Source organism: Salinibacter sp. (genome assembly GCF_042218895.1).
Taxonomy (GTDB): domain Bacteria; phylum Bacteroidota; class Rhodothermia; order Rhodothermales; family Salinibacteraceae; genus Salinibacter.
In genome coordinates, this window is record NZ_JBDGQQ010000069.1 from 15,036 (window position 1) to 17,773 (window position 2,738).

Below are 2,738 nucleotides of genomic sequence, written 5' to 3' on the forward strand. Positions count from 1 at the left end.
TCCGCTCAAAGATCGCATCGGTCTCACAGGTTCTTCCAACGGCGCAATTTAGGTTTCAACCCGGATTGCGGCTGGCCCGAATGAATTATTTTCAACCTTACCGGCCGTAAATTCATGTGTTCAGGCTTTAATTCCGAAGTCGCCTCCCCAGAACAATCCAATTGCCACGACTGCTGGTCCTGCCCAACCCTCCTCATCTATAGGCCACGCAGATACTTGGGGAGTGCGGCCCACGTGTCGGCAATGCACAGGCCAATTCCGTCAACGAAGCGGTCCCGTATCTGCGCATCGTACACGTACGAGTTCCAGATCGAAGCGACGCCGCCTCGGTCGCGAAAAAGCTGGCGCTGGCGTCTTTGGGCCAGCGAGTCGACCCTGTTGTTGCCGTAGGTGCGGTGGCGGATGGACGCCGGTAAGGGCGCCCCCAGCAGTTCGTGGGCCAGGCGGAGGCCTAGGAGAAGCAGACGCTCGCTATCCAGTTTGTCGGCACGACCGATAAGTTGGTTCCACTCTACCTCCGGAGGCCTGCGGAGAAATTCGGCAACATCGCAAACCAGACGCAGATGGCTCCATCGGTGCACCGTACCATGCAGGCAGAAGTGCAAGAGGGTGTCCTCCGGCGAGAAAGTGGGCACGGGCGTGCCCTGAAGGGGGACCGTTCGGAGACGCTCCCACAGTGGCTCCGGGTCCAGCGGATGTCGGAAATAGGGGGGCATCAGTTCCCAGTGCAGTTCGATCGGGACCTTGTCGCCCTGTTCGGTCGCACGGACGTACGTCTTGGCCTTACCAAACGGCTCCGTTAGTGCGGAGTACCAGGACGGCGGCCGGTCGAAGTCCAGGACGTCGAGCGGGGGAAGGGGTTCCCAATCTTCGAACTGACGGTCCAAAAGAAGGGTCTGGGCGCGAGTCACGTCTTCAAGAGACACCAGTAGATCCAGGTCCCCGAATGGCCGGAGGTGTAGATCGTCGTACACGGAGGCGGCAGCCACGGGACCTTTGAACGGCACGGCGGGAATGTCGTGCTCGTCGAAAAGTGCAAGGAGATCCATGAGTTCATGGGTCAGGAGCAGATTATTCCGAACATTGGCGTGAAAGGCGGTTCGGAGCCGATCCTGCACGGCGGGCGGCACGGCATCCGGGACCACCTCATCCAGTGCCTGATGGAGTAGAGGAAGCACCATGTGCTCGTCGGCGAGTTGGAGCACCGAAGACCAATCCAGCGGATCACGCGCCAAGTTTTGAATCTGCGCCGCCGTCTCGTCGTTGATCTGCGTTCGCGCACAGCATAGCAAAAGCTCGATCTCGGACGACCAGTTCATCCTGTCTGCTGCGAACATGGAGGCGAGCGATGCGCAATCAGAGCGAGAGCAGATCCGTAGGGGCTTCCCGTCCTCAGCGGGCAAGGGGCACTAAACGCCATCCGTCTCCACCAGGCCCTCGTCGCGTAGCTCCTGTAAAAACGAGCGGACGTACTCCAGCGCCTCCGCCTCCGAGATGGCCCATTCCTCCGTAAGTGCGGAGGCGATGTCTTCGGTATTTTGGCCGCGGGAGAGCAGCTCCCAGATGCGACTGCCCGTCTCATTCAGGGAGTAGTATTCCTGGGTCTCCAGGCTAAGCAAAACAGACTCGTCCTCGTCGATCTCGGTAGAGACAACATCGGAATTGGGACGATACTGGGGCATAGGTCTGGACTTGCAATTGAACAAGGGGCGAGATGAAGTCTAGAATCTCTGCGACGCAAGCTCAACCTCGAGGGAGGAGCATCTCCTCCGGCCGGGCCAAGCGCCGCCAACTGTCCAAGGGGTTTCCTGAACGCCCATGCTTGAGTACTACCAACTTCACGGTTTCTGTGTCCGCGCCCGGAGCCACAACTCCACGGTCAGTCGTCTGTTGCGCCGCACTCTCCAGTTCAAGGGAGCTCGGTACGAGGGGGAAGAGGCCCCTCTCACTGCTGATGGCGTCGAGGTGACACTCGATGTCAGCGTGGACCGGGCCCCTGCCTCCCCTCCGGAGAATGCCCATTACATCGACATGACCGGGCACGCCGAGCTTGGCGCATGGAGAACATCGGGGCGAATGATTCTGCGTCAGAAGGACATGACGGTCGACCTTCACCCCAGTGCGGGCCTGGCCGAAGCGGCAGTCCCTCCTGATCCGTTCACGTCTCGCCCCGATCGGTGGCACAGTTCTCAGCTCTCCTATCTGGTTGCCATCAGCCTCGCCATCCTGCTGCGGGCCCACAGCTGGTTCCCCCTCCACGCTGCGGGGCTTACCCGTGAGGGGCGCGGGGTCCTGCTTACGGCCGGCAGCGGAAGTGGAAAGTCGACGGCTGCGTTGAGCCTCGTCCGCAACGGTTGGGGATACCTCTCGGACGACACTGTGCTGCTCCGCTCGGAAGACGGCTGGATCAGGGCGTACTCCTTTCGGCGCGACTTCTGCGTAGACCCGAGCCTGAAGGCCCACTTCCCTGAGCTAGACGATCCAGAGTGGCCCCCTGCCCCGAACGATGCCTCGAAGTGGCGGGTCGATCCCAGCCAGATTTATCCCGGACACCCCGCAGCCGCCTGCACGCCCTCTCTCGTCGTGCTGCCCACCCTCGCCGATGCGCCAGAGAGCCACGTCGAGCCGGTCGGCACCAGGTCTGCGCTCGAAGAGCTTCTCAACCAGGGAGGCTTCTTCCTCGCCCCCGGCTCCGACGCCGCCGACCGTCACCTCACCGTGCTCCGCCAACTCGTCGA

Annotated in this window: 2 protein-coding genes and 1 pseudogene; 1 reads left to right on the forward strand and 2 read right to left on the reverse strand. The window is 61.6% G+C overall.

The genetic code is table 11. The annotated features are described in order from the left end of the window. Window positions 1-197: 197 nt before the first annotated feature. On the reverse strand, window positions 198-1,319 hold the full coding sequence (locus ABEL04_RS06925; RefSeq protein WP_375801658.1) for a nucleotidyltransferase family protein: 1,122 nt from the start codon (window positions 1,317-1,319) through the stop codon (window positions 198-200). 90 nt (window positions 1,320-1,409) lie between these two features. Continuing rightward, the gene (locus ABEL04_RS06930; protein ID WP_375801659.1) at window positions 1,410-1,682 is read right to left on the reverse strand and encodes a PqqD family protein; all 273 of its coding nucleotides are present in this window, start codon (window positions 1,680-1,682) and stop codon (window positions 1,410-1,412) included. A gap of 136 nt (window positions 1,683-1,818) precedes the next feature. Here ABEL04_RS06930 and ABEL04_RS06935 point away from each other — a divergent pair. After that, window positions 1,819-2,738 (forward strand): annotated as a pseudogene (locus ABEL04_RS06935) (hypothetical protein); the annotation flags it as partial.

Bases quoted from the DNA above. Each gene is read 5' to 3' on its own strand.
- ABEL04_RS06925 (WP_375801658.1), bottom strand. From the start codon at position 1,319: ATGAACTGGTCGTCCGAGATCGAGCTTTTGCTATGCTGTGCGCGAACG.
- ABEL04_RS06930 (WP_375801659.1), bottom strand. From the start codon at position 1,682: ATGCCCCAGTATCGTCCCAATTCCGATGTTGTCTCTACCGAGATCGAC.